Below are 18,803 nucleotides of genomic sequence, written 5' to 3' on the forward strand. Positions count from 1 at the left end.
TATCAGAACGCGCTGGCCGAGCGCGTCAACGGGATCTTGAAGATGGAGTTCCTGCTGCATCGGCCTGCCGATCTGGCCCAGGCCAGCCGGATGGTCCAGCAGGCCGTGCAGATCTACAACCAGGAAAGACCGCACCTGTCCCTAAAATTGAAAACGCCCGATGAGGTTCATCGGGCGTCTCTGGCCGGCTGGATTACGCCGGATCGGTGTCCTTCATAGGTGTCAACCTATGGCAGGACGGGTCACCAGCAGGTCTTTCAGCCGGCCTGCTTGACCACGCCGTAGCGGGCCAGCGTGCGCTCGCGCGCGGCTGCGTGGTCCACCACGGGATGGGGGTAGTCCGTGCCCAGCACCACGCCGGCCTCGGCCAGCTCCAGCGGCCGGGCCTGCCAGGGCGCGTGGCGCAGCGCGGCGGGCAGGCGGGCCAGTTCGGGCACGTAGCGCTCGATGAAGCGCGCATCGGCATCGAACTTCTGGCTTTGCGTGATGGGGTTGAAGATGCGGAACCAGGGCTGGGCGTCGCAGCCCGTGGAGGCTGCCCATTGCCAGCCGCCGTTGTTGGCCGCCAGGTCGAAGTCGTTGAGCTGGCGCGCAAACCAGGCCTCGCCCCGGCTCCAGTCTATGCCCAGATCCTTGACCAGAAAGCTGGCCGCCACCATGCGCAGCCGGTTGTGCATGTAGCCCGTGGTGTTGAGCTGGCGCATGGCGGCATCCACCAGCGGATAGCCGGTGCGGCCCTCGCACCAGGCGGCATACAGCGCATCGGCCTCGGGGCCGGTGTCCCACACGATGGCGTCGTAGGCGGGCTTGAAGCTGGCGTGCACCACGTGCGGATGGTGGGCCAGGATCTGGAAATAGAAGTCGCGCCAGATCAGCTCGGACAGCCAGGTGGCGGCTCCCTCGGCATCATGGGGCTGGCTCTGCGTCTGCTCCCAGGCCAGCCGTGCCAGGCGGCGGATGGAGACGGTGCCAAAGCGCAGGTGCACGCTCAGGTAGCTGGGCCCCTTGACGGCGGGAAAGTCGCGCGCCTGCTTGTAGCGCGGCAGGCGCGGCACAAAGTCGGCCAGCAGTTCCTCGGCGCCAGCGCAGCCCGTGGGCAGGCGCAGCCCGTCCAGTGTGCCGGCTTCAAAGCCCAGTTCGGCTGCCGTGGGCACGGGGTGCCGCTCACCTTCGGGGCGCGGGGCCAGGCGCTCGGGCAGGTCGCGCTCGCTGGGATAGGCGGACAGGAAGAAGGGCGTGATCTGGCGCAGCCAGGCGTTCTTGTACGGGGTGAACACCGAGAACGGCGCGCCGGCCTGGGTCAGCACCTCGTCGCGCGCAAAGACCATGTGGTCCTTGAAGCTGTGCAGGGCCACGCCCTCGGCTGCCAGGGCCTGGCGCACGCGGGCGTCGCGGGCCAGGGCGTCGGGCTCGTCGTCCCAGTTGCAGAACACGGCCTGGGCGCCGAGCTGCCGGGCCAGGTCCGGGATCTGCCCTGCGGGCTGGCCGCGGCGCAAGATGAGGCCGGTGTCGGCGCGGCCCGAGGCCTCGCGCAGCGCATCGTCCAGGCCCGCCAGGCTCTGGCAGATGAATTCCACGCGCCGGTCTGCACGGGGCAGGGGGGCGAGGATGTCGTCGTCGAACACGAACACGCAATGCACCTGCCGACATTGGCGCAGCGCATGGTAGAGGGCGGCGTGATCGGCCAGGCGCAGGTCGCGCCGCAGCCAGACCAAGCCCACAGGGTAAGAAGGTGGCATGGATCGCCGGTAAAATCCGTGGTTATGTCTGCTGAAACTGCGCCTATCAATCTGACGCACCACTTCCTGATTGCCATGCCTGGCCTGGAAGACGAAGCGTTCTCGCGCAGTGTGATCTACCTGTGCGAACACAGCGAGCGCGGTGCGCTCGGTCTGATTATCAACAAGCCCTCGCAGCTTACGCTGGAAGGCTTGCTGGAAAAGGTGGATCTGGCCCTGGGCCGCGAGGACCTTCGCGGCAACCGTGTCTTCAACGGCGGGCCCGTCCAGACCGATCGCGGCTTTGTGCTGCACGACCCCATGGTCATCGAAGGCGCGCCCGACGACGAGTCCGCCTACGCCTCGACCATGACCATTCCCGGTGGCCTGGAGATGACCACCTCCAAGGACGTGCTCGAAGCCCTGTCCGACGGCGCAGGCCCCAAGCGCCTGCTGGTCACCCTGGGCTATGCGTCCTGGGGCGAGGGACAGCTGGAGTCGGAACTGGCCGAAAACGCCTGGCTCACGGTGGGCGCCGACGCCAACGTCATCTTCGACACCCCGGTCGATGACCGCTATGACCGCGCCCTGGGCCTGCTGGGCCTGCAGCGCTGGATGATCTCGCCCGAAGCGGGGCGCGCATGAGCCTGCCCGCTCCCGAGTCCCAGGCAGCAGCGGCAGCCGGCACAGCCGTGCCGCCCACCGTTCCCTCCCATTTCCAGAGTTTCGTGGCCTTCGACTTCGGGGCCAAGCGCACGGGCTGCGCCGTGGGCACGCGCATGCTGCGCTCGGCTAACCCGCTGCCCACCATCCGCGCCGAGGCCGGCGAGGCCCGCCTGGCCCAGGCCGGCGAGCGCATCAAGGAGTGGCAGCCCGATGCGCTGGTCATCGGCGTGCCCTACCACCCCGACGGCAATGCGCACGAGAACACGGCGCGGGCGAAGAAATTCGGCCGCCAGCTCAAGAGCCGCTTCAGCCTGCCTGTCTACGAGGTGGACGAGCGCTACAGCACCACCGAGGCCCTGGCCGGCGGCGCAAGGGATGCCGATGCGGCTTCGGCCTGCATCATTCTTGAACAGTTTTTGAGGAGTCTTCCATGAGTGAAACCATTGCGGGAGCCGGCAGCCTGGTGCTGGACGCCGAGGCCCTGTACCGCGAACTGCTGCGCGGCGTGCGCAGCCTCATGGGGCCCCAGACACGCCTGGCCGGCATCACCTCGGGTGGCGCCTGGCTGGTGGAGCGGCTGCACAAGGACCTGAACCTGCCCGGCAACCCCAGCGTGCTGTCCTCGGCCCTGCACCGCGACGACTTCGCCCAGCGCGGCATGGCCACCAGCGCCCAGACCCAGATCGACTTTGAGGTCAACGGTGCCGACATCCTGGTGCTGGACGACGTGCTCTACACCGGCCGCACCGTGCGCGCCGTGCTCAACGAACTCTATGACTACGGCCGCCCGGCCTGCGTGCGCCTGGCGGTGCTGGTGGACCGGGGCGGGCGCGAGCTGCCCTTCCAGGCCGACTTTGCCGCGGCGCGCATCGCGCTGCCGGCCGACCGCCTGCTGTCGCTGGCGCGCGATGACGCCGGCGTCTTCCAATTCCGCATCCAAGAGGCCTGACCGTGCTGTACAAGCGCAATCCCCAGCTCAACAAGAACGGCGAACTGATCCACCTGCTGTCCACCGAAGGACTGTCCAAGGACATCCTGACCCACATCCTGGACACGGCGGCCAACTTCGTCAGCGTCAATGACCGAGAGGTCAAGAAGGTGCCGCTGCTGCGCGGCAAGAGCGTGTTCAACCTGTTCTTCGAGAACAGCACGCGCACGCGCACCACGTTCGAGATCGCGGCCAAGCGCCTGTCGGCCGACGTGTTCAACCTGGACATCGCGCGCAGCTCGGCCAGCAAGGGCGAGTCGCTGCTGGACACCATCGCCAACCTCTCGGCCATGGCCGCCGACATCTTCGTCGTGCGCCACAGCGAGTCGGGCGCGCCCTACCTCATCGCCCAGCATGTGGCGCCCCATGTCCACGTGGTCAATGCCGGCGACGGCCGCCACGCCCACCCCACGCAGGGGCTGCTGGACATGTACACCATCCGCCACTACAAGAAGGACTTCGCCAACCTGCGCGTGGCCATCGTGGGCGATGTGCTGCATTCGCGCGTGGCGCGCTCCGACATCCATGCGCTGACCACGCTGGGCGCGGCCGAAGTGCGCGTCGTCGGCCCGCGCACCCTGGTGCCGCCGGACCTGTCGCAGATGGGCGTGCGCGTCTTCCACACGCTGGAAGAGGGCATCCGGGACTGCGACGTGATCATCATGCTGCGCCTGCAAAACGAGCGCATGAGCGGCGCCCTGCTGCCATCCAGCCAGGAATACTTCAAGAGCTTCGGCCTCACGGCCGAGAAGCTGCGCCTGGCCAAGCCGGACGCCATCGTCATGCACCCGGGCCCCATCAACCGCGGCGTGGAGATCGACTCCGAGGTCGTCGATGGCCCGCAGGCCGTGATCCTGTCGCAGGTCTCGTTCGGCATCGCCGTGCGCATGGCCGTCATGTCGATAGTGGCCGGCAACGAGGCTTGAAATGAAGCACCCCCTGAGCGACTGCGTCGCTTCCCCCTCTCTCGCTACGCGGGAGGGGGCGTACGGGCAGCTGGCGACGCCCTCGCTGCAGGGCGGCCTTTGCTCGGCGTCCCTGAGATGGGCCATGCTTTTTCCATGCCCGGTGTCCTGGACTGAGTCCAGGCGCTTTTTGTGAATGCAAATGTTTTTGATCGCCGCAGGCCGCAGCCCATGCGCAGCCTGCGGTCTACGGGGTAGCAAACCATGAAGATACTCATACGCAACGGCCGGGTGATGGACCCCGCACGGGGCTTTGACCAGCAGGCCGACGTGGCCATCGATGGCGGCAAGGTGCTGGCCATCGGCAAGGCGCCCGAGGGATTTGCCGCAGAACGCGAGATCGATGCCGCCGGCTGCTGGGTGCTGCCGGGCCTGGTCGATCTGGCCGTGCGCCTGCGCGAGCCCGGCCACGAGCACGAGGGCATGCTGCAGTCCGAGATGGCCGCCTCGGTGGCCGGCGGCGTGACCAGCCTGGTCTGCCCGCCCGACACCGACCCCGTGCTCGACGAGCAGGGCCTGGTGGAGATGCTCAAGTTCCGCGCCGAGAAGCTGCACCAGTCGCGCCTGTTCCCGCTGGGCGCGCTGACGCTGGGCCTCAAGGGCGAGGTGCTGACCGAGATGGCCGAGCTGACCGAGTCCGGCTGCATCGGCTTCAGCCAGGCCGAAGTGCCCATGACCAGCACCCAGACCCTGCAGCGCGCGCTGGCGTATGCGGCCACCTACGGCTACACCGTGTGGCTGCGCCCGCAGGAGCTGTACCTGGGCAAGGGCGTGGCCGCCAGCGGCCCGCTGGCCACGCGCATGGGCCTGTCGGGCGTGCCCGTGGCGGCCGAGACGATTGCCCTGCACACCATCTTCGAGCTGATGCGCGGCACCCAGGCGCGCGTGCACCTGTGCCGCCTGTCCAGCGCCGCGGGCGTGGAACTGGTGCGCCGCGCCAAGGCCGAAGGCATGCAGGTCACGGCCGACGTGTCCATCAACTCGCTGCACCTGACCGATACCGACATCGGCTACTTCGACAGCAGCGCGCGTGTCACGCCGCCGCTGCGCCAGCAGCGCGACCGCGATGCGCTGTCTGCCGCGCTGGCCGACGGCACCATCGACGCCCTGGTCTCCGACCACACGCCCGTCGATGAGGACGCCAAGGTCCTGCCCTTTGCCGAGGCCGAGCCCGGCGCCACGGGCGTGGAACTGCTGCTGTCGCTGGCCGTCAAGTGGTCGCAGGAAGGCGGCGTGCCCCTGAGCCGCGCGCTGGCCGCCATCACGTCATCGCCCGTGCAGGTGCTGGGATCGGCGCTGGGCGAGCTGCAGGAACAGCTGGGCCGCCTGGCCGAGGGCGGCGTGGCCGACCTGTGCATCGTCGATCCGCAGGCGGCCTGGACCGTGAAGCCCCAGGAGCTGGCCAGCCAGGGCAAGAGCACGCCCTTCGGCGGCTACGAGCTGCCGGCCCGTGTGCGCTGCACGCTGGTCGATGGCCGTATCGCTTACGAACGCCGCTGAACATGAGCCGTCTGCGCAGGGGAGGGCGCGCCACGCTGCGCGCAGCGCGCCTGTTCGGCCATGTGTGCAAGGGGCTGTGGATCGTGGCCCTGCGCTTTCCGCAGCTGCCCGAGGCGCGCCAGCACGCCCATGTGCAGGCCTGGGCCCTGCAGTTGCTGGCCCATGCGGGCGTGCGCCTGGAGATCCAGGGCGAGCCGCCGCGCCAGGGCCCCATGCTCATGGTCAGCAACCATATTTCCTGGCTCGACATTCCCGTGCTGCATGCGGCGCGGCACTGCCGCTTCATCTCCAAGTCCGACGTCAAGGGCTGGCCGCTGATCGGCACGCTGGCCACGGCGGCGGGCACGCTGTACATCGAGCGCACCTCGCGCCGCGATGCGCGGCGCATGGTGCAGAGCATGGAGGAATCCCTGCAGCGCCGCGAGATCCTGGCCATCTTCCCCGAAGGCACGACGGGCGACGGCCGCAAGCTGCTGCCCTTCCATGCCAACTTGCTGCAGGCGGCCGTGCAGATCGATGCGCCCGTGCTGCCCGTGGGCCTGCGCTTCATCGACGGCGCCACGGGCCAGATCAGCCACGCACCCAGCTACGAGGGCGATGAAACCCTGCTGGGCTCCATCTGGCGCACGCTGTGCGCCGACGACCTGGTGGCCGTCGTCCACTATGGGCAGCCTCAGACGGCCGAAGCCCGCGACCGCCGCGTCTGGGCCCAGGACCTGCATGCCGAGGTGGACCGGCTGCGCCAGGCCTGAACGCTGCCAGCGACATGACAGACACTCTCACGCTTCGGCTTCGGCCCTCGCGGCCTGATGACCTTCCGGCCCTGAACGCCGTTCTCTGGGCCACCTACGACAGCACCTGGAAGCCGCAACTGACGGCGGACAAGGATGCGCGGTTCCGCGCCTCGGGCCGCACTGCGCAGTACGTGCAGTCGCGCGGCCACCTGTTCCGGGTGGCAGAGTGCGATGGCGTGGTGGCCGGCTTCGTGGACCGCGTGGATGACTTCATCGGCGCCCTGCATGTGCTGCCGGCCTGGCAGGGCCGCGGCGTGGGCCGTGCGCTGCTGGCCCATGCGGAGCAGGCCATGCGTGACGATGGCCACGCGCAGGTGCGGCTGGAGACCGACAGCTTCAACACCCAGGCCCTGGGCTTTTACACCGCGCAGGGCTACGCCACGCTGGACACCTATCCCGACGAGGAATGGGACTGCGGCCTGACCACGGTGCTCATGGGCAAGCCGCTGGCCTGAAAGGCCGCCCCCTAGTTGCTGTACGGCTGTCGCTCCAGCACCAGGTTGGCGAAGTCCTCCACCAGGTCGGCGCCCAGTTCCTCGATGGCGTCGTCCTCCTCGTCAAAGGCCCAGACCACGCGGATGTCCGTACCCTTTTTCCCGGCCTGGTCCAGCAGCGCGAACAGCGAGCGCAGGCCCATGGTGGAGGCGCTGTTGATGTACTGCAGCTTCATCTCGGCCACGAAACGAGGCGGCTGGCTGGCCTCGAAATACCGGCCCAGCATGGACAGGATGGGGTTGAAGAAGGGCAGCGGGTTTTCGGGATAGCACTCGCCTTCGATGCGCAAAAGCTGCTCGGCCGGCGAGAAGACCACTTCGGGCGTGACGGAGGTGCGTTCGGATTTCAGTGCTTGCATGGCGGCAGTTCGGTTCGTTGAAGGACGCCCGGCGTTCAGATCAGCGCCTTGACGTGGAAAACGGCATGGGGCGCGGTCTCGGCGGCGTCCTCCCCCGTGGCGATGTGGTACTGCAGCGGTGCCGAGGCGTCGCGCGCAATGGTCAGCCAGCCCAGGCCCGCGCCCCGGCTGATGTCGTCGCTGGTGCCGTGGTCCGTGTTGTGCAGCTGGGCCTTGTAGGCCGCCTTGATCTCGGGGTGGCTCATGGCGCGCACGGCGTCCAGCTTGGCGGCCAGGCGCGGCACATGCTCGCTGCGCACGGCGTTGCTGCAGGCGATCCAGAAGCGGGCGGCCGCCTGATCGGTCCCTGCCTCTTGGGCACAGGCCTGCGCATCGATGCGGCCCACGCCGATGGCGCCCTGTGCCACGGGTTCGCCGAGTGCCTGGTGGGGCACGGCGTCAGGCGCAGGCAGGGGTGCTGCGTAGTGCAGCACGTTCTGCGCCATTTCGATGAAGGTGGAAAACAGCTTGCGCTTGGCGCTGCTCGATCCGTCCTCGCTGGCCAGGCGGCTCTTGAGCGTGTCGGCCGCTGCCTGGATCACGTTGGGGTTGAAGGTGCCCGCGTAGTACAGCAGCAGGCCGTTGTGCTCGGCCTGGGCGCGCAGCTGCGCGAATTCGGCCGGGCTCATGGCTGCAGGGCCTGGTTGCGCCAGACCAGCAGCGACACATCGTCGCGGCGGCGCTGCGTGCCCTGCCATTGGGCGAAGACCTGCCGGAACTCGGCGCAGGCCTGGGCGGCGGGGCGGTCCTGCTGCTCATGCAGAAAGCGCGCCAGGCGCTTTCTGCCGTGGGCGATATGGCGCGGGCCGCCCAACTGGTCGATGACGCCGTCGGTGGCCACCATCAGCAGCGAGCCGGGCGCGACCTCCAGCACCTGCGTGCCCCAGGCCGCGTCGTCGGGCGTGGTCGCATAGCCTATGCCCAGCTTGTCGCCGGCATGGATTTGCACCTGGGCCGCCTCCTGCAGGCCGGGCGGCGCCACCAGCAGGTCCAGCCGGGCCGATGCAAAGCGCAGTTGCGTGCCGCAGGGCGACTGCAGGAACAGCGCGGCGTCCAGGCCGTCGCTGGAGGCCTTTTCGGCGGGCAGGCCATCGGCGGGCGCTGCCGGTGCGCTCCAGGCGGGCTGGACGTCGCGGCTGCGCTGCTGCAGCACGCGCTTGATGTAGCGGTTCATCTGGCCCAGCAGGGCGCCGGGATCGATGGCGGCACCGGCACCAGCAGGCGCCACGGCCTGTTCCAGGAAGGACAACGCAATCAGCGTCATGAAGGCGCCGGGCACGCCGTGGCCCGTGCAGTCGAACATGCAGCCCAGCAGGCCCTGCTGCGTGGCGCGGAAGAAATAGGCATCGCCGCCCACCACGTCGCGCGGCTCCCAGAGCAGGCCGTGGTCGGCCAGCCGGCTGGCAAGCACGCGGTCGGACTCGACCAGGTGCGAGCGCTGGATCAGGCTGGCGTAGTCGATGCTGGCCATGAGCTGGCGTGTCTTGTCAGCCTCGATGTCGGACATGGCGGCCATCAGCGCGTGGCCCGTGCCTATGCCTGCGTAGCGGCCTTCCTCCACGGTGATGAAGCCGTCCTTGAGCACGCGGCTGCCGCTGGCCAGCGCCTGCTGCACCAGCTGGTCGATGGGCAGGCCGGCCGCCACCACCATGGGCGCGGTGTCGGTGAAGACCATGCAGCTGCGGCGGCCGAACACGTCGCGTGCAAAGGGCCGCGCGTACTGCTCCATGAAGCGCTGGCGGTTGATCAGGCCCAGCGGCCGGTCAGCGGCCACCACGGCCAGGGTTTCGAGCAGGGGCTGCTCGCTGAACAGCCGGTGCACATCCTCGTTGCTGGCCTCGGGGGGGATCGGTGCCGTGGGCTGGCTGAGTTGGCCTGCGCGGGCCACAAGGCGCGGCGCGGCGGGCGCCGGGGCCAGCGCGGGAATGGGTGCAGGATCAGGTACGTGATCCGCTGCGGGGTGCTGCGTGGAGGAGGGGTCCAGAGCAAACATGGGTGGCCTTGAATTGTCACAAGATGTGACTGATTCTGGGTTTCACCCATGACCGTCGGATGACAAAAGCCCGGACGGCGCGGCATCGGCCGCCTGTTCAGGCAGCTGCGGCCTGCGGGGTGCCCTGTGTTTCTCGCGGGAAGGCGACCACGTGATTCATGTCCAGCCGTATGCCCACCCACTCGCCCACCGCATGGTCGTGGTGGCTGGGCACATGGGCCATCACGCTGTGGCCGCTGGCCAGCTCCAGCGTGTAGAGGAACTCCGAACCGCGAAACGCCTTGCGCAGGATGCGCGCCTGCACGGGCGAGGCATCGTCGTGCACCACATCGTCGGCGCGCAGCAGCACATCGCATTCGCCGCCCGGAAACTGCGCGGGCAGCGGGCAGGTGGCCGGATCGACCAGATCGCCCAGCGCCGTGCGCGCCACCACGCCACCGGCCCCGGATGGCGCCAGCGTGGCCGGCACGAAGACGCCGTGGCCGATGAAGTCCGCCACGAAGCGCGTGGCAGGGCGGTGGTACAGCGAATAGGCATCGTCCCACTGCTGCAGCTGCCCCTGGTGGACCACGCCGATCATGTCGCCGATGGCAAAGGCCTCCAGCTGGTCGTGCGTAACGAACAGCGCCGTGGCGCCAGCGGCCTTGAGGATGCCGCGCACCTCGTGCGCCAGGCGCTCGCGCAGGTCCACGTCGAGGTTGGAGAACGGTTCGTCCAGCAGCATCAGCTGTGGGCTGGGCGCCAGTGCGCGCGCCAGCGCCACGCGCTGCTGCTGGCCGCCCGACAGCTCATGCGGAAAGCGCTGGGCGCTGCCGGCCAGGCCCACCAGCTCCAGCACCTCGGCCACACGCTCGGTCTGGCGTGCCTTGGGAAGATGGTGGATACCGAAGGCCACGTTGCGGCCCACGTTCAAATGGGGGAACAGCGCATAGTCCTGGAACACCATGCCGATGCGCCGCTGCTCGGGAGGGAGCGAGAAATCCGCGCTGCCCACGAGCTGGCCGTCGATGCGGATCTCGCCCCCGCTCACCGGCTCCAGGCCGGCCACCGCGCGCAGCAGCGTGGTCTTGCCGCAGCCCGAAGGGCCGATGAGCACGCCGATGTCGCCAGCGGCCAGGTTCAGCGTGACGCCTTGCACGGCGGGCCGGTCGCGGCCCGGGTAGCGCACCTCGAGTTGGGAGACGGTCAAAAACATGCGGCGATTGTAGAGTCGCGCAAATGAATAGAATTCGCATTTGCATTGGCGGACCAGGGGCATGCCCCGGCCGCCGATTCCAGCAGACCGGAGGTGCGCCCGGTCGCGGCGCACGGGCCTGGCGGCCTGCAGGCAGCCGCGGCGCCCGCACCGTTCCGCAGCCAGATCCTCCCCTCATCCTCTAGCCGAGACCTCCGCTTTGCGCCGTCTGTCGTCCGTACTCCGCTCCCTTCCCCTGCTCTTGCTGGCCCTGGTGCTGATGCTGCCCGTGCTGGCCGTGCTCGGCTCCTGGCTGCCCGTGGGGCAGGGCGATGCCCTGGCCGGCTCCATCCTGCGCGAGATGGCGGCCACCGTGCTGCCCGGCTACCTGTGGACCACGGTCTGGCTGGGCCTGCTGGTGGCGCTGGGTGCGGCCATCGTGGGCACGGGCACGGCGGCGGCCGTGACGCTGTTCGACTTCCAGGGCCGGCGCCAGCTGGAATGGCTGCTGCTGCTGCCGCTGGCCATGCCGGCCTATGTCACGGCCTATGCCTATACCGACTTCCTGCAGTTCAGCGGCCCGCTGCAGACCTGGCTGCGCAACACCTATGGCCTGGAAGGCCGGCTGCTGCCCGAGGTGCGCAGCCTGGGCGGCGCGGTCTGGGTCTTCATCTTCGCGCTCTATCCCTACGTCTACCTGCTTGCGCGCACCGCGCTGGGCGAGCGCGCCGCGCACCTGATGGAGGCCGCGCGCCTGATGGGCGCGCCGCTGTCGCGGCGCATCGGGTCGGTGGCACTGCCGCTGGCGCGCCCGGCCGTGGCTGCCGGCGTGGCCCTGGTGGTGATGGAGACGCTGGCCGACTTCGGCGTGGTCAGCTACTTCGGCATACCCACCTTCACCACGGGCATCTACAAGGCCTGGCTGTCCATGGACAACCGCATTGCCGCTGCGCAGCTGGCGACCTTCCTGCTGGTGCTGGTCGTGCTGCTGCTGCAGCTGGAGCTGCGCGCGCAGCGGCGCATGCGCTTCGTCACCGGCAGCACGGGCCGTGCCAGCTCGGCCGAGGCCCAGCCACTGCGCCTGCGCGGCTGGCGCTGCGCGCTGGCATGGCTGGTGTGCCTGCTGCCCGTGCTCATGGGATTCGTGGCGCCCGTGTTCTTCATGCTGCGCCCGCTGGCTTCCGACTGGTCGGTCCTGCCCTGGGACCGCTTCCTCGACTGGGCCGCCAACAGCGTGCGCCTGGGTGTCATCACCTCGGTGCTGGCCGTGGTCATCGCCCTGGCCCTGGCGTTTGCCGTGCGCCGCCACAAGGAATCGGCCGTCACGCGCGGCGTGGTGCAACTGGCCAGCCTGGGCTATGCGGTGCCGGGCGCCGTGGTCGTCGTCGGCCTGCTGCTGCCCGTGGGCTGGATCCAGCAGATGCGGCCCGAATGGGGCTTTGCAGGCCTGGTCACGGCCACCGCCGTGGGCATTGTCTGGGCCTACCTGGTGCGCTTTTGCGCCGTGGCCCTGCAGTCCATGCAAAGCGGCTATGCGCGCATCGCGCCCAGCCTGGACGACTCGGCCCGCATGCTGGGCACGGGCGCCTGGGGCATGCTGTCGCGCGTGCACTGGCCGCTGCTCAGGCGCTCCACGGCGGCGGCGGCGCTGCTGGTCTTCGTCGATGTGATGAAGGAGCTGCCCGCCACCATGGTGCTGCGCCCCTTCAACAGCGACACCCTGGCCGTCGTGGCCTACCAGCTCGCGCGCGACGAACGCCTGGGCGAGGCCGCCCTGCCGTCGCTGGCCCTGGTGCTGGTGGGCCTGATCCCCGTGATCATGCTCAGCCGCACGCTGCGCGCCGAGCGCCCGGGCACGGCCCGCTGAGCCTGCGCTGCCGGGCGCTGCAAAGCGCGGCCTGGCAAACCCCGCTACGCTCGCGCCATGCACGCCAGAGTCCTGCGCTATCTCGACGAAGTGGTCCGCCGCGGCTCCATCCGCAAGGCGGCCGAACATCTGCACGTGGCCCCCACGGCCGTCAACCGCCAGATCCTCGACCTGGAGGCCGAGCTGGGCACGCCCCTGTTCGAACGCATCCACAAGCGATTGCGTCTCACGCCCACGGGCGAGATGGTGCTGGCCCATGTGCGCGCCACGCTGCGCGAGCATGCGGCGCTGCGCGAGCGCATTGCCGAACTGCAGGGCGCGCGCAGCGGCGAGATCACCGTGGCCGCGACCACGGGGCTGGCCGGCTCGTTGCTGCCCTCGCTGGTGCATGAATTCCGCCAGCGCCACCCGGGCATCGTGGTGCGCATCATCGACCTGCCCCTGACCGACATCGCGGCCGCCGTGGAAGGCGGCGACGCCGACCTGGGCCTGGCCTACGACCTGTCCGAACGCCCCGCGCTGCGCGCGCTGGCCACCAGCGAATGGCAGATCGGCGCCATCGTGCCGCCCCGGCATGCGCTGGCACGCCAATCGTCCGTGCTGCTCAGCGAGTGCATAGGCCATCCGCTCATCCTGCCAGCGCCGCCACTGTCCATCCGCGGGCTGCTGGACGAAGCCTTTGCGCGCAACGCCATCGAGGTCACGCCCGTGGCCGAATCCACCTCCATGGCCCTGATCCAGCGCCTGGTCATGCTGGGCGAGGGCATTGCCCTGCTCAATCCGCTGGACGTGATGGAGGAGCGCAGCCGCAATGCCCTGGTCTTCGTGCCTTTGCGCGATGCGCATCTGCGGCGGCAGACTCTGGTGCTGACCGGCCGGGCCAGGGGGCAGTTGAGTGCGGCGGGGGAGCTGATGGCCCAGTCCATCGGCCAGGCGTTGGCGAGGCTGTTTGCCGGGGGGAAGTGAGTCTTAGTCACTGTCCACTTTTTGTGGACACATCAAGCGGAATTCAGCGCTATCGGCAATGACTTCTCCTTCCTAGACTGGCGGCTTTTCCATGTCAAAGAAGAGAACGCCATGACCTTGATCGCCCTGAACGCCGATGTACTCGTCACCATGGATGCGCAGCGCCGCGAGATCCGCGATGGCGCCCTGGTGGCCGACGGCCCGGCCGTGCAATGGGTGGGCGCCACGGCCGAGCTGCCGCCGCAGTACCGGCGCATGGTGGACGACGGCACGGCCCAGGTGCTGGACATGCGCGGCCGCGTGGTCATGCCGGGCCTGGTCAACACCCACCACCACATGTACCAGAGCCTCACGCGCGCCGTGCCGGCCGCGCAGGATGCGGAGCTGTTCTCGTGGCTCACCAACCTCTACATGCTGTGGTCGCACCTCACGCCGGAGATGATCCACGTCTCCACCCAGACCGCCATGGCCGAGCTGATGTTGTCCGGCTGCACCACCACCAGCGATCACCTGTACCTTTATCCGAATGGCGCTCGGCTGGATGACTCCATTGCCGCGGCGCAGCAGATGGGCATGCGCTTTCATGCGGCGCGCGGCTCCATGAGCCTGGGCCGCAGCAAGGGCGGCCTGCCGCCCGACGCGGTGGTGGAGGAAGAGGAGGCCATCCTGCGCGACAGCCTGCGCCTGATCCAGCAGTACCACGACAGCGCACGCCACTCCATGCTGCGCGTGGTGCTGGCGCCATGCTCGCCGTTCTCGGTGACGCGCGAGCTGATGCGCGAGTCCGCCGTGCTGGCGCGTGCGCACGGCGTGTCGCTGCACACCCACCTGGCCGAGAACGACAACGACGTCGCCTTCTCGCGCGAGAAATTCGGCCTCACTCCCGCGCAGTACGCCGAAAGCCTGGGCTGGGTCGGCCCCGATGTCTGGCATGCCCACTGCGTCAAGCTCGATGCCGAGGGCATCGCGCTGTTCGCGCGCACCGGCACGGGCGTGGCGCATTGCCCGTGCTCCAACATGCGCCTGGCCTCGGGCATTGCGCCCGTGCGCACCATGCGCGATGCGGGCGTGCCGGTGGGCCTGGGCGTGGACGGCAGCGCCTCCAACGACGGCGCCCACATGCTGGGCGAGGCGCGCCAGGCCCTGCTGCTGCAGCGCGTGGGCCACGGCCCGGCCGCCATGGGTGCGCGCGAGGCGCTGGAGATCGCCACGCTGGGCGGCGCGCGCGTGCTGGGGCGCGACGACATCGGCGCACTGGCGCCGGGCATGTCGGCAGACTTCGTGGCCTTCGACATGTCGGGCGTGGGTTACGCGGGCGCAGGCCATGACCCCGTGGCCGCGCTGGTGTTCTGCACGCCCACCGACGTGTCCACCAGCGTCATCAACGGCCGTGTCGTGGTCCGCGACGGCCACCTGCTCACGGCCGACCTGCCGCGCGTGCTGACCCGCCACCGCGAGCTGGCCCGCACGCTGTTCGAGCGCGCAGCGGGCCACTGACATAACCCTGCAGCGCGGCAGGCCGGCACCCAGGCCATCGAGGGTGCTGGCCTGCCGTCCTGCGCCATTCCCCCGAAGCACCTCCAGGAGGCTCGAAGACCCAGGCAGCACTTTCAGGACCCCCACCCTTTTCCGGCACCACTGCCCCGACATACATACAAGCGCCTCTGAAGAGGCCGACGGCCAGGACACAAGGAGACAAGACAATGGAACAACTGCTTTACAAGGTGGAAGACCGACCGCCAATGCTCATCACCACGGTCCTTCTGTCGCTGCAGCACCTGCTGGCGGCGCTGGGCGGCATCATCGCCGTGCCCCTGGTCTTCGGCGGGGCGCTCAAGCTGCCGGCCGACCAGATCGTGGCCCTGGTGAATGCAGCGCTGCTGGGCTCGGGCGTGGTCACCATCGTCCAGTGCAGGGGGGTGGGGCCCGTGGGCATACGGCTGCCCTGCGTCATGGGCACAAGCTTCGCCTTCGTGGGCGCGGGCATCAGCGTGGGGCTGGAGCATGGCGTGGCCGGCATCCTGGGCTCCTCGCTGGTAGGGTCGCTGGTGATGATCGTGGGCAGCTATTTCATGCCCGTGATCCGCCGCTTCTTTCCGCACACCGTGACCAGCGTGGTCGTGACCATGATCGGACTGTCGCTGACCCCCGTCGCCGTGGACTGGGCTGCGGGCGGCGTGGGCCGCAGCGACTACGGCGCGATCGGCCACCTGGCCATCGCCGGCTTCGTGCTGGTGCTGGTGATCGGCTTCGTGCAGTGGGGCAGGGGCATCGTCTCTGCCTCGGCCGTGGTGCTGGGCATCGCCTGCGGCTATGTGCTGTGCCTGGCGCTGGGCCTGATCGACTTCACCCAGGTGAGCGAGGCCGCGGTCTTCGCCATCCCGCAGCCGCTGACCTTCGGCATGACGTTCCCGGTGGCCGGCATCGTCGCCATGTCCATCGCCTTTCTGGTGACCATCGTCGAGACCACGGGCACCTTCATGGCCCTGGGTGCTGCCACGCAGACGCGCATCGACGGCAAGCGCCTGTCCAGCGGCATGCTGTGCGACGGCGTGGGCTCGGCCTTCGCCGCCGTGATGTCCAGCCCTCCGCTGTCCACCTTCGCCCAGAACGTGGGCGTGGTCTCGCTGACCGGCGTGGCCAGCCGCCACGTGGTCATGCTGACGGGCGTCATGCTGCTGCTGGCCGGCCTCTTTCCTGTGCTGGGTGCACTGGTGGTGACGATTCCGCAGCCCGTGCTCGGCGGCGCGGGGCTGATGATGTTTGCCATGATCATTTCGGCCGGCATCCGCATGCTCAGCGGCGCCGAGCACTCGCGGCGCGCCAGCCTGATCATCGCGGTCTCGCTGGGCTGCGGCCTGGCGGTCACGGTGCGCCCGGACCTGCTGGCCCGCATGCCTGCCTTCGTGCGCGAAGTCTTCGGCTCGGGCATTACCGTCGGCGCCCTGGTCGCGGTGGGGCTGAACCTGCTGCTGCCCGGCCGCGAGGTCGATGCCCATCCCGAGGAAGCCGTGGCCTGATGCGCATTTTCATGGGCCTACACTGCGGCCCATGAACACCACCGTACCCCGCACCGACATCACCATCTACCACAACAACCGCTGCAGCAACTCGCGCGGCGCGCTGGCCCTGCTGCGCGACAACGGCATAGAGCCGACCATCGTCGACTACATCGCCCAACCCCTGGACGCTGCACAACTGCAGGCCCTGGTCCGGCGGCTGGGCGTGCCCATGCGCGAGCTGCTGCGCAGCAAGGAAGCCGTCTACACCGAGCTGGGCCTGGGCGATGCATCCGTCAGCGATGAGCAGCTCATCGCCGCCGTGGCCGAGCACCCCGTGCTGCTCAACCGCCCCATCGTCGTCACGCCCAAGGGCGCGGCGCTGTGCCGCCCGCCGGAGAAGGTGCTGGCGCTGATCTGAGATGCACGGCGAGCGTTCTAAGCCTCGCCTAAGTCTTCCCCTTCAGACTTCTCCCCAACGCAGCAAGGAACGCTGCTTTTGAGGAAAGGTCTGCGATGAACAAGATTCTGTCCACTCCCCGCCGTCTGGTGCTGGCCCTGGTGGCCGCAGGTGCCATCGGCGCCCTGGGCGCCACGGGCGCCGGTCTGGTTGGTGTGGTGCATGGCGATGCGCGTGCCGCCACGTCGCTGTTTGCGCCTGCAGCACAGCCCGCTTCTCCCTCTTCTCCAGCTTCTCCCGCCGGCGCCGTGGTGGCTCCCAACTTTGCCGACATCACGGCGCGCAATGGCGCGGCCGTGGTCAACATCAGCGTGGTCGGCAGCTCGCGCGCCATGGGCGAGGACGGCGACGAAGCAGCAGCGCGCCAGGGCCAGGGCCAGCAGGGCGTGCCGGGCATGGACCCCAACGATCCGTTCTTTGAATTCTTCCGCCGCTTCGGCGTGCCCGGCATGCCGGGCATGGGCCAGGGCCAGCCCCAGCGCGATGTGCCCACGCGCGGCGAAGGCTCGGGCTTCATCGTCTCCAGCGACGGCCTGATCCTGACCAACGCCCACGTGGTGCGCGGCGCCAAGGAAGTGACCGTCAAGCTGACCGACCGGCGCGAGTTCAGCGCCAAGGTGCTGGGCGCCGATCCCAAGACCGACGTGGCCGTGCTGCGCATCGAGGCCAAGGGCCTGCCCACCGTATCGCTGGGCAAGACGGCCGATCTGCGCGTGGGCGACTGGGTGCTGGCCATTGGCTCGCCCTTCGGCTTCGAGAGCAGCGTGACGGCGGGTGTGGTCAGCGCCAAGGGCCGGACCCTGCCTGACGATTCCTTCGTGCCCTTCCTGCAGACCGATGTGGCCATCAACCCCGGCAACTCGGGCGGCCCGCTGTTCAATGCGCGCGGCGAGGTGGTGGGCATCAACAGCCAGATCTATTCGCGTTCTGGCGGCTACCAGGGCGTGTCCTTTGCCATTCCCATCGAGGTGGCCACGCGCGTGCAGCAGCAGATCGTGGCCACGGGCAAGGTGCAGCATGCGCGGCTGGGCGTGGCCGTGCAGGAGGTGAACCAGGCCTTTGCCGATTCCTTCAAGCTCGACCGTCCCGAAGGCGCCCTGGTGTCCAGCGTGGACAAGAGCGGCCCCGCAGCCAAGGCGGGCCTGGAGCCCGGCGACGTGGTGCGCAAGATCGATGGCCAGCCCATCGTGGGCTCTGGCGATCTGCCGGCCTATGTGGGCCAGGCGCTGCCGGGCCAGAAGGTGGCGCTGGAGATCTGGCGCAACGGCGAGGCCCGCACGCTCAGCGCCGTGCTGGGCGATGCCGGCGACAAGGCCGCCAAGGTGGCCAAGGACAAGCCCGACGCCGGCAAGGGCAAGCTGGGCCTGGCCCTGCGCCCGCTGCAACCCGAGGAAAAGCAGCAGATCGGCGTGAAGGACGGCCTGGTCGTTGCCGATGCTGCAGGCCCGGCGGCCGAGGCCGGCATCACGCAGGGCGATGTGCTGCTGTCCATCAACGGCTCGCCGGCCGGTGATATCGAGGCCGTGCGTGCCGCCATGGCCAAGGCCGGCAAGACCGTGGCCGTGCTGATTTGGCGCGATGGCAACAGGATCTTTGTTCCCGTACGTCTCGGGTAAGCGAAAGGAGGTAAGGGACTGAAAGCACCTGCACACTGGATTGATCGCACAGCCCCGGCGCGAATGCGCCGGGGCTTATTGCATGGGGAAATCAACCGGCCAGTGGCCGGCGATTCCCGCATTCATGCGGCAATTTGATGGTTGTATTCTGTGAATTTGCGTCCTTTTGCGTTAGCGGTGTTTCAAATTGTGACGATTTGAGATA

At 68.9% G+C, this 18,803-nt stretch carries 19 protein-coding genes; 14 read left to right on the forward strand and 5 right to left on the reverse strand.

Annotated features, from left to right (window positions below):
• On the forward strand, positions 1-219 hold a 219-nt coding region (locus A9976_RS19505), incomplete at its 5' end, for an integrase core domain-containing protein (protein WP_183017419.1).
• A gap of 38 nt (positions 220-257) precedes the next feature.
• Here the strand turns inward: A9976_RS19505 and A9976_RS19510 are convergent.
• Positions 258-1,739 carry a deoxyribodipyrimidine photo-lyase gene (locus tag A9976_RS19510; RefSeq protein ID WP_183020371.1) on the reverse strand — a complete coding sequence of 494 codons (1,482 nt, stop codon included), beginning with the start codon at positions 1,737-1,739 and terminating at the stop codon, positions 258-260.
• A gap of 24 nt (positions 1,740-1,763) precedes the next feature.
• On the opposite strand from A9976_RS19510, the gene A9976_RS19515 reads away from it, so the two are divergent.
• The 7 genes from A9976_RS19515 (at position 1,764) to A9976_RS19545 (ending at position 7,086) form a co-directional block, all read left to right on the forward strand.
• Positions 1,764-2,363, forward strand: coding sequence for a YqgE/AlgH family protein (locus A9976_RS19515; protein WP_012203507.1), 600 nt, complete (start codon positions 1,764-1,766; stop codon positions 2,361-2,363).
• Complete coding sequence (gene ruvX, locus A9976_RS19520) at positions 2,360-2,818, forward strand: Holliday junction resolvase RuvX (protein ID WP_183020372.1); 459 nt, start codon at positions 2,360-2,362, stop codon at positions 2,816-2,818. The genes A9976_RS19515 and ruvX overlap by 4 nt, the downstream gene beginning before the upstream one ends.
• Complete coding sequence (pyrR, locus tag A9976_RS19525; protein ID WP_183020373.1) at positions 2,815-3,333, forward strand: bifunctional pyr operon transcriptional regulator/uracil phosphoribosyltransferase PyrR; 519 nt, start codon at positions 2,815-2,817, stop codon at positions 3,331-3,333. Before ruvX ends, pyrR begins: the two co-directional genes overlap by 4 nt.
• A 2-nt stretch (positions 3,334-3,335) precedes the next feature.
• A complete protein-coding gene (locus tag A9976_RS19530) occupies positions 3,336-4,298 on the forward strand; it encodes an aspartate carbamoyltransferase catalytic subunit (RefSeq protein WP_013804026.1) in 963 nt (320 codons plus the stop codon).
• A 243-nt stretch (positions 4,299-4,541) separates the two neighbouring features.
• Complete coding sequence (locus tag A9976_RS19535; RefSeq protein WP_183020374.1) at positions 4,542-5,837, forward strand: dihydroorotase; 1,296 nt, start codon at positions 4,542-4,544, stop codon at positions 5,835-5,837.
• A gap of 2 nt (positions 5,838-5,839) precedes the next feature.
• Positions 5,840-6,589 (forward strand): 1-acyl-sn-glycerol-3-phosphate acyltransferase, encoded by a 750-nt coding sequence (locus A9976_RS19540; protein WP_183020375.1) that lies wholly within the window; start codon positions 5,840-5,842, stop codon positions 6,587-6,589.
• Positions 6,590-6,603: 14 nt separating this feature from the next.
• A complete protein-coding gene (locus A9976_RS19545; RefSeq protein WP_183020376.1) occupies positions 6,604-7,086 on the forward strand; it encodes a GNAT family N-acetyltransferase in 483 nt (160 codons plus the stop codon).
• 11 nt (positions 7,087-7,097) lie between these two features.
• Here A9976_RS19545 and A9976_RS19550 read toward each other — a convergent pair whose 3' ends face one another.
• From A9976_RS19550 to A9976_RS19565, 4 genes are all read right to left on the reverse strand, one after another.
• On the reverse strand, positions 7,098-7,484 hold the full coding sequence (locus A9976_RS19550) for a DUF1987 domain-containing protein (RefSeq protein ID WP_183020377.1): 387 nt from the start codon (positions 7,482-7,484) through the stop codon (positions 7,098-7,100).
• A 35-nt stretch (positions 7,485-7,519) separates the two neighbouring features.
• A complete protein-coding gene (locus A9976_RS19555; RefSeq protein ID WP_183020378.1) occupies positions 7,520-8,152 on the reverse strand; it encodes a SiaB family protein kinase in 633 nt (210 codons plus the stop codon).
• Entirely contained in the window at positions 8,149-9,516 is a 1,368-nt protein-coding gene (locus tag A9976_RS19560) for a SpoIIE family protein phosphatase (protein WP_183020379.1), read from the reverse strand. Before A9976_RS19560 ends, A9976_RS19555 begins: the two co-directional genes overlap by 4 nt.
• Before the next feature lie 97 nt (positions 9,517-9,613).
• Positions 9,614-10,711 (reverse strand): ABC transporter ATP-binding protein, encoded by a 1,098-nt coding sequence (locus tag A9976_RS19565; RefSeq protein ID WP_183020380.1) that lies wholly within the window; start codon positions 10,709-10,711, stop codon positions 9,614-9,616.
• A 199-nt stretch (positions 10,712-10,910) separates the two neighbouring features.
• Between A9976_RS19565 and A9976_RS19570 the strand changes: the two genes are divergently transcribed.
• From A9976_RS19570 to A9976_RS19595, 6 genes are all read left to right on the forward strand, one after another.
• Positions 10,911-12,557 carry an iron ABC transporter permease gene (locus A9976_RS19570; RefSeq protein WP_183020381.1) on the forward strand — a complete coding sequence of 549 codons (1,647 nt, stop codon included), beginning with the start codon at positions 10,911-10,913 and terminating at the stop codon, positions 12,555-12,557.
• A gap of 57 nt (positions 12,558-12,614) precedes the next feature.
• Positions 12,615-13,523 (forward strand): LysR family transcriptional regulator, encoded by a 909-nt coding sequence (locus A9976_RS19575; protein ID WP_183020382.1) that lies wholly within the window; start codon positions 12,615-12,617, stop codon positions 13,521-13,523.
• A gap of 111 nt (positions 13,524-13,634) precedes the next feature.
• A complete protein-coding gene (locus tag A9976_RS19580) occupies positions 13,635-15,020 on the forward strand; it encodes an 8-oxoguanine deaminase (protein ID WP_012203520.1) in 1,386 nt (461 codons plus the stop codon).
• Between the two features lie 206 nt (positions 15,021-15,226).
• Entirely contained in the window at positions 15,227-16,543 is a 1,317-nt protein-coding gene (locus A9976_RS19585) for a nucleobase:cation symporter-2 family protein (RefSeq protein WP_013804016.1), read from the forward strand.
• A gap of 31 nt (positions 16,544-16,574) precedes the next feature.
• A complete protein-coding gene (arsC, locus tag A9976_RS19590) occupies positions 16,575-16,943 on the forward strand; it encodes an arsenate reductase (glutaredoxin) (protein WP_183020383.1) in 369 nt (122 codons plus the stop codon).
• 95 nt (positions 16,944-17,038) lie between these two features.
• The gene (locus A9976_RS19595; protein ID WP_183020384.1) at positions 17,039-18,598 is read left to right on the forward strand and encodes a Do family serine endopeptidase; all 1,560 of its coding nucleotides are present in this window, start codon (positions 17,039-17,041) and stop codon (positions 18,596-18,598) included.
• Positions 18,599-18,803: the final 205 nt, after the last annotated feature.

Origin of the sequence: Delftia sp. UME58, assembly GCF_014170385.1 — a bacterium.
In the GTDB taxonomy this organism is placed as follows: Bacteria; Pseudomonadota; Gammaproteobacteria; order Burkholderiales; family Burkholderiaceae_C; genus Comamonas; species Comamonas acidovorans.

Excerpts from the sequence above, each read along its gene's own strand:
- A9976_RS19510 (WP_183020371.1), bottom strand. The coding sequence starts at position 1,739 with ATGCCACCTTCTTACCCTGTGGGCTTGGTCTGGCTGCGGCGCGACCTG.
- A9976_RS19515 (WP_012203507.1), top strand. The coding sequence starts at position 1,764 with ATGTCTGCTGAAACTGCGCCTATCAATCTGACGCACCACTTCCTGATT.
- ruvX (WP_183020372.1), top strand. The coding sequence starts at position 2,360 with ATGAGCCTGCCCGCTCCCGAGTCCCAGGCAGCAGCGGCAGCCGGCACA.
- pyrR (WP_183020373.1), top strand. The coding sequence starts at position 2,815 with ATGAGTGAAACCATTGCGGGAGCCGGCAGCCTGGTGCTGGACGCCGAG.
- A9976_RS19535 (WP_183020374.1), top strand. The coding sequence starts at position 4,542 with ATGAAGATACTCATACGCAACGGCCGGGTGATGGACCCCGCACGGGGC.
- A9976_RS19540 (WP_183020375.1), top strand. The coding sequence starts at position 5,840 with ATGAGCCGTCTGCGCAGGGGAGGGCGCGCCACGCTGCGCGCAGCGCGC.
- A9976_RS19545 (WP_183020376.1), top strand. The coding sequence starts at position 6,604 with ATGACAGACACTCTCACGCTTCGGCTTCGGCCCTCGCGGCCTGATGAC.
- A9976_RS19550 (WP_183020377.1), bottom strand. The coding sequence starts at position 7,484 with ATGCAAGCACTGAAATCCGAACGCACCTCCGTCACGCCCGAAGTGGTC.
- A9976_RS19555 (WP_183020378.1), bottom strand. The coding sequence starts at position 8,152 with ATGAGCCCGGCCGAATTCGCGCAGCTGCGCGCCCAGGCCGAGCACAAC.
- A9976_RS19560 (WP_183020379.1), bottom strand. The coding sequence starts at position 9,516 with ATGTTTGCTCTGGACCCCTCCTCCACGCAGCACCCCGCAGCGGATCAC.
- A9976_RS19565 (WP_183020380.1), bottom strand. The coding sequence starts at position 10,711 with ATGTTTTTGACCGTCTCCCAACTCGAGGTGCGCTACCCGGGCCGCGAC.
- A9976_RS19575 (WP_183020382.1), top strand. The coding sequence starts at position 12,615 with ATGCACGCCAGAGTCCTGCGCTATCTCGACGAAGTGGTCCGCCGCGGC.
- A9976_RS19580 (WP_012203520.1), top strand. The coding sequence starts at position 13,635 with ATGACCTTGATCGCCCTGAACGCCGATGTACTCGTCACCATGGATGCG.
- A9976_RS19585 (WP_013804016.1), top strand. The coding sequence starts at position 15,227 with ATGGAACAACTGCTTTACAAGGTGGAAGACCGACCGCCAATGCTCATC.
- arsC (WP_183020383.1), top strand. The coding sequence starts at position 16,575 with ATGAACACCACCGTACCCCGCACCGACATCACCATCTACCACAACAAC.
- A9976_RS19595 (WP_183020384.1), top strand. The coding sequence starts at position 17,039 with ATGAACAAGATTCTGTCCACTCCCCGCCGTCTGGTGCTGGCCCTGGTG.